This window comes from Cupriavidus sp. CPT47-8839-RL05A, from assembly GCF_058792255.1.
In genome coordinates this window covers 181,571-187,747 of record NZ_JBYTEG010000014.1, presented here as the reverse complement: position 1 = coordinate 187,747, position 6,177 = coordinate 181,571, and the positions used below count along the sequence as shown (strand labels likewise).

5 protein-coding genes and 1 tRNA gene are annotated in these 6,177 nt (G+C 66.5%); 2 read left to right on the top strand and 4 right to left on the bottom strand.

The genetic code is table 11. The annotated features are described in order from the left end of the window. The 3 genes from AC3WVS_RS18830 to uvrC form a co-directional block, all read right to left on the bottom strand. Positions 1-76 (bottom strand) — tRNA-Gly (locus tag AC3WVS_RS18830). A 171-nt stretch (positions 77-247) separates the two neighbouring features. After that, entirely contained in the window at positions 248-847 is a 600-nt protein-coding gene (pgsA, locus tag AC3WVS_RS18825) for a CDP-diacylglycerol--glycerol-3-phosphate 3-phosphatidyltransferase (RefSeq protein WP_013957352.1), read from the bottom strand. Positions 848-950: 103 nt separating this feature from the next. After that, positions 951-2,993 (bottom strand): excinuclease ABC subunit UvrC, encoded by a 2,043-nt coding sequence (gene uvrC / locus AC3WVS_RS18820; protein WP_492319868.1) that lies wholly within the window; start codon positions 2,991-2,993, stop codon positions 951-953. Positions 2,994-3,099: 106 nt separating this feature from the next. On the opposite strand from uvrC, the gene earP reads away from it, so the two are divergent. Together earP and efp are read left to right on the top strand one after the other, a co-directional pair. Further along, entirely contained in the window at positions 3,100-4,257 is a 1,158-nt protein-coding gene (earP, locus tag AC3WVS_RS18815) for an elongation factor P maturation arginine rhamnosyltransferase EarP (protein WP_492319867.1), read from the top strand. Positions 4,258-4,468: 211 nt separating this feature from the next. Continuing rightward, entirely contained in the window at positions 4,469-5,029 is a 561-nt protein-coding gene (gene efp / locus AC3WVS_RS18810; RefSeq protein WP_010814696.1) for an elongation factor P, read from the top strand. Between the two features lie 88 nt (positions 5,030-5,117). Here the strand turns inward: efp and nagZ are convergent, their stop codons facing one another. Further along, complete coding sequence (nagZ, locus tag AC3WVS_RS18805) at positions 5,118-6,167, bottom strand: beta-N-acetylhexosaminidase (protein WP_492319866.1); 1,050 nt, start codon at positions 6,165-6,167, stop codon at positions 5,118-5,120. Positions 6,168-6,177 lie beyond the last annotated feature (10 nt).

Here is a 6,177-nt window from a genome sequence, read left to right as displayed (position 1 = left end):
TGGAGCGGGAGACGAGTCTCGAACTCGCGACCTCAACCTTGGCAAGGTTGCGCTCTACCAACTGAGCTACTCCCGCAGGGCACCACTAAAATCCAACTAAGGCGTTTTATGCCGCAACACGCTGTTATCTCACAACATCTTGCGTCAAACCTACCTTATCTCGCTGCTTTCGTTTGCGTCGTCAGCAACGAGAATGAGATTATGCAAAGAACTGCTCTCGCCGTCAACACCTTTTCAAAAATTCTTTTCACTTCTGCGCGCCGGCGCGCGCCACCATCCCGCTGCGCTCGCGGATTTGCGGCCAGGCCAGCTTCATGTAATAGAACATCGACCAAAGCGTCAGCACCGCCGCCACGTAGATCATCCACGTGCCGAGCAGGTGGGCATCGAAGCCGAGCAGGCGGTCGCTGTACAGCAGCAGCGGGATCGCCACCATCTGCACCGTGGTCTTGAGCTTGCCGAGGAAGTTCACCGCCACGCTCTTGGAAGCGCCGATCTGCGCCATCCATTCACGCAGCGCCGAAATGGTGATCTCGCGCCCGATGATCACCAGCGCGATCAGGTCCGTGACCCGGCCCAGTGCCAGCAGCGAAAGCAGCGCCGCCGTCACCATCAGCTTGTCGGCGACCGGGTCCAGGAAGGCCCCGAACGACGAGGTCTGGTTCCAGCGCCGCGCAAGGAACCCGTCCAGCCAGTCCGTGACCGCGGCAATGATGAAGAACGACGCCGCCGTCAGGTTCTTGGCGTGCATCGGCAGCCACGCGTCGGGCAGGTAGAACACGCCAACCACCAGGGGAATCATGGCGACGCGAAGCCAGGTCAGCAGGATCGGGAAATTGAAGGGCATGGAACTCGGGCGGCGGGGGACGGTAACCAATCTTGCGATTGTCGCCGATTTCCGGACCAATCGACCATCACTGGCCAATTTCCCACCCCGCGGCCCCGCGCGCTCAGTGCAACTGCCGGTAGATCTCTTCGGCCAGGCCGCGTGAAATGCCCTCGACGCTGGCCAGTTCGTCGATGCTGGCGGCCATCACGCCGCGCAGCCCCCCGAAGCGGGTCAGCAGCTTCTGGCGCCGGCGCGCGCCGATGCCCTCGATCTCTTCCAGGCGCGAGGTGGTGCGCGTCTTGGCGCGGCGCGCGCGCATGCCGGTGATGGCAAAGCGGTGCGCCTCGTCGCGGATCTGCGCCACCAGCATCAGCGCGGCGCTGCCCTGCCCCAGTTCCAGCGACGGGCGGCCATCGGCGAACACCAGCGTCTCCAGGCCGACCTTGCGGCCCTCGCCCTTGGCCACGCCGACCAGCAGGCCGATATCCAGCCCGAGCTCTTCGAACACCTGCCGCGCCACCTCGACCTGTCCCTTGCCGCCGTCGATCAGCACGATCTGCGGCAGCTGCGCCGCGGCTTCGCTGCCGGCCTCCATGCCGCCGTCTTCCTGGATCTGCTCGACCAGCTTCTGATAGCGCCGCGTCAGCACCTGGCGCATGGCCGCGTAGTCATCGCCGGGAATGATGTCCTGGATGTTGTAGCGGCGGTATTCGCTGTTCTGCATGTCGTGGTGGTGGTACACCACGCACGATGCCTGGGTGGCCTCGCCGGCGGTATGGCTGATGTCGAAGCATTCCACGCGCAGCAGCGCCAGGTCTTCCAGGTCCAGCCCGATGGTTTCGGCCAGCGCGCGCGTGCGTGCCTCCTGGCTGCCCTGCTCGGCCAGCCGGCGCGACAGCGCCAGCGCCGCGCCCTGCTGCGCCATCTCCAGCCAGATCTTGCGCTGGCCCTGCGGCTGGCGCACCAGCGTGACCTTGCGCCCGGCGTGCAGCGTCAGCGCCTCGAGCACCGTGGCATCGTCCGGCGCATGGCTGACGACGATGATGGGCGGCGCCGGCTGCTCCAGGTAGTGCTGCACCATGAAGGCCGACAGCACCCGGGTGGCGATGCGGTCGACGGTCAGCGGCGGCGCGGTGGCGGCGCTGTCATCGTCGCGCTCATCGGCATCCTCGACGATCATCGCCGCTTCGCCGGCATGGGCCGGGAAGTAGGCCTTGTCGCCCAGATGGCGGCTGCCGCGCACCATGGCCAGGTTGACGCAGGCACGCCCGCCCTCCACGGCGACGGCCAGCACGTCGATGTCGCGCGCCTGCCCGCCCACCTCTTCCACCGCCTGGCGCTTGAGCACGGTCGACAGCGCCGCGATCTGGTCGCGCACGGCCGCGGCCTGCTCGAACTCCAGCCGCTCGGCATGCTGTTCCATCTTGCCCTGCAGGCCTTCCAGCACCTCGGTCTGGCGGCCTTGCAGGAAGCGCGCCGCGTTGGCGACATCGCGCGCATAGTCCTCTTCGCTGATGGCGTTGACGCACGGCCCGGTGCAGCGATGGATCTGGTGCAGCAGGCACGGCCGCGTGCGGTTGTTGAAGACGGTGTCCTCGCAGGTGCGCAGCTGGAACACCTTCTGCAGGATCTGCATGCTCTCGCGCACCGCATAGGCGCTAGGGAACGGCCCGAAGTACTGGTGCTTGCGGTCGGTGGCGCCGCGGTAGTACGCCATGCGCGGGAAGCGGTGCCCGGTCAGCTTCAGGAACGGGTACGACTTGTCGTCGCGGAACAGGATGTTGTAGCGCGGCGCCAGCGCCTTGATCAGGTTGTTCTCGAGCAGCAGCGCCTCGGCCTCGGTGCGCACCACCGTGGTATCGATGCGGGCAATGCGCGCCACCATCATCGCAATACGCGGCGACAACTGGGTCTTGTTGAAGTAGCTCGACACCCGCTTCTTCAGGTCGCGCGCCTTGCCCACGTACAGCACATTGCCGGCCGCGTCGAAATAGCGGTACACGCCCGGCAGGCCGGGCAGGCGGGAAATGACCGGGCGCGGGTCGAACGGCTCCGGCGGCGCTTCAGCAGCCGCCTCGGCAGTCACCTCGGCTGGCCGGGCGGCCGCCGCTTCGGCCGGAACTTCGTCGGCGGGATTTGGGGAATCGGGTTGCTGGTCGGACATTGGGGACGGTGACCGCTACACGGCCTGCGCGCATCAAAACGGCATGGCCTCTAAAATCGCAAGTTTAGAGCAATTCAGCGCGCGCCCCGCCCGCCCCTCACCCGCCATGCCTATCCGCTCCTGGGACATCTTCTGCACCGTGATCGACAATTTCGGCGACATCGGCGTCTGCTGGCGGCTGGCACGCCAGCTCGCACAGGAACACGGGCACGCGGTGCGGCTGTGGGTCGATGACCTGGCCAGCTTCGCGCGGCTGGCGCCGGAACTCGATACCGGCGCCACGGTGCAGCGCCTGGCGGGCGTGGAGATCCGTCCGTGGCGGCCGGGTGGCGACAGCGTGGATGACACCGCCGGGGTCGAGCCACACGATGCCGTCATCGAAGCCTTCGCCTGTGATGTGCCGCAAGCCTTCCTGGCCCGCATGGCCGCGCGTGACCCCAAACCCGCCTGGATCAACCTGGAATACCTGAGCGCCGAGCCTTGGGTACGGGAGCACCATGCGATGCCCTCGCCCCATCCGCGGCTGCCGCTGGTGAAGCATTTCTTCTTCCCCGGCTTCGAGCCCGGCACCGGCGGCCTGCTGCGGGAATCGATGCTGGGCGCGCAGCGCGCCGCCTTCCTCGGCGGCACGGCTGCCCAAGCGGCCTTGTGGCACCGGCTGAGCGTGATGCCCCGGCCCGATGCGCTGCGCGTGAGCCTGTTTGCCTACCGCAACCCGGCCCTGCCCGCGCTGCTGGAGCAATGGCGCGATGCCGCCGAGGCGGTCCATTGCCTGGTGCCCGCAGGCCTGGCCGCGGACCAGGTCGCCGAATGGCTGGGTGCCCCGCTGCGGATTGGCGACCCGGTGGAACGCGGCAGCCTGTGCGTGCAGCTCATCCCTTTCGTACGCCAGGAGCACTTTGACGAACTGCTGTGGGCCTGCGACCTGAACTTCGTGCGCGGCGAGGATTCCTTCGTGCGCGCGCAATGGGCGGCGCGGCCGCTGGTGTGGCATATCTACCCGCAGGACGATGCCGCGCACCGGGTGAAGCTGGACGCCTGGCTCGACCTGTTCGGCCAGGGCGGCGTGGCGCCGGAAGCAGCGGCCGCGCTGACGGACTTCTGGCACGCCTGGAACGGCTATGGCAATGCCGTGGACTGGCCGCGCCTGCGTGCGCACCTGCCGGCACTTGCCGCGATCGCAGCGCGCTGGGAGCGGCGTTTGCAGCATCCCGGCGATCTTGCCGCCAACCTGGTGGCGTTTTGCGAAAATCAGGTAAAATGATCGGTTGATTCAAATGGCGACCGGGCCGGAGAACCAGGGCCTTTCCCAGGCGTCAGACCGACACTGGGCGAAGACCTGTATGCAAGCTGAGCACGGGGTCGCGAGCGCGTGAACGCCTCTCGTTGGGGCTCACAGGCTCACCGCAGGTGATGCCGGCAGCGCGCCTTCGCCATTCCAAATTCCTACTTTCTATTTCAGGAAAACAGTTCAGATGAAAATCGCACAGGAACTCCGCGTCGGTAACGTGTTCATGATCGGCGGCGATCCGATGGTCGTGCAGAAGGCCGAATACAACAAGTCGGGCCGCAACGCCGCTGTGGTCAAGATGAAGTACAAGAACCTGCTGACGGACGCACCGGGCGAGTCGGTGTTCAAGGCCGACGACAAGTTCGAGGTCGTGGTGCTGGAGCGCCGCGAATGCACCTACTCGTACTTCGCTGACCCGATGTACGTGTTCATGGACGCCGACTACAACCAGTACGAAGTCGAGAAGGACAGCATGGGCGACTCGCTGAACTACCTCGAAGACGGCATGAACGTTGAAGTGGTGTTCTACAACGACAAGGCCATCTCGGTTGAAATGCCGACCACGCTGGTCCGTGAAATCGTCTACACCGAGCCGGCCGTCAAGGGCGACACCTCGTCGGGCAAGGTGCTCAAGGGCGCCAAGATCAACACCGGCTTCGAGCTGCAAGTGCCGCTGTTCTGCAACATCGGCGACAAGATCGAAATCGACACCCGCACCGGCGAATACCGCAGCCGCGCCAACTGAGGCGCTTGCTTCGCCCCGCTTCAGCGCGGGGCCGGTCAACAAAAATGGCAGCCGCGGCTGCCATTTTTGTTTGTGCACGCGGCCCCGTTCAGGCGATCAGGTCGTGCTCTTTCAGCGTGCGCAGCGCGGCGCGGTACTCGCCTTCCTGGTGCAGCTTGTTCCAGTCCAGCGGCTTCCTGCGCGCGAACAGCTTGCGGATGCGGCGCTGCGAGGTCTTGTCGATGCCCACGTCCAGCTCGGTCAGCAACTGGTCGGCGCGCTCCGGGTGGTTGCAGATCAGCACCATGTCACAGCCCGCGGTCAGCGCGGCGCGCGCGGCCTCGGTGACATTGCCGGCGACGCTGGCGCCTTCCATGCTGAGGTCGTCGCTGAAGATCACGCCCTCGAAGCCCAGCTGGGCGCGCAGCACGTCCTGCAGCCAGTAGCGCGAGAAGCCGGCCGGGTTCGGGTCGACCTTGGGGTAGATCACGTGCGCCGGCATCACCGACGACAGCGACAGGCCCAGCCACTCGTACGGGCGCGCATCCTGCTCCAGGATCTCGTCCAGCGAGCGCTCGTCGACCGGGATCGCCACGTGCGAATCGGCCTCGACGTAGCCGTGGCCAGGGAAGTGCTTGCCGCAGTTGCTCATGCCGGCCAGCAGCAGGCCGTGGTTCAGGTGGCCGGCCAGCATCGACACCACGCGCGGATCGGCGTGGAAAGCACGGTCGCCGATCACGGCGCTGCGGCCGTAGTCCAGGTCCAGCACCGGGGTGAAGCTCAGGTCGATGTCGCAGGCGCGCAGTTCGGCGGCCAGCACATAGCCGCAGGCCACGGCGGCCTTGGTCGCGGCCAGCACGTCGCGCTCCCACAGCTCGCCCAGGCGGTGCATCGCCGGCAGGTGGGTGAAGCCGTCGGTCTTGCAGCGCTGCACGCGCCCGCCTTCATGGTCGATGCAGATCAGCACGTCGTCGCGCACCGCGCGGATGGCGCGCGTCAGCGCCTGCAGTTGCGCGCGCGACTCGAAATTGCGCGCGAACAGGATCACGCCGCCGGTCAGCGGATGCGCGATGCGGCGCGCATCTTCCGCGTCGAGCTGCTTGCCGACGACGTCGAGGACCACCGGGCCCGGCCGCTTGCCGGAGTTCTTCTTGGACATGGAAGTTGTT

What these genes read in the sequence shown, in the direction of transcription:
- pgsA (WP_013957352.1), bottom strand. Translation starts at nt 847, where the DNA reads ATGCCCTTCAATTTCCCGATCCTGCTGACCTGGCTTCGCGTCGCCATG.
- efp (WP_010814696.1), top strand. Translation starts at nt 4,469, where the DNA reads ATGAAAATCGCACAGGAACTCCGCGTCGGTAACGTGTTCATGATCGGC.
- nagZ (WP_492319866.1), bottom strand. Translation starts at nt 6,167, where the DNA reads ATGTCCAAGAAGAACTCCGGCAAGCGGCCGGGCCCGGTGGTCCTCGAC.
- earP (WP_492319867.1), top strand. Translation starts at nt 3,100, where the DNA reads ATGCCTATCCGCTCCTGGGACATCTTCTGCACCGTGATCGACAATTTC.
- uvrC (WP_492319868.1), bottom strand. Translation starts at nt 2,993, where the DNA reads ATGTCCGACCAGCAACCCGATTCCCCAAATCCCGCCGACGAAGTTCCG.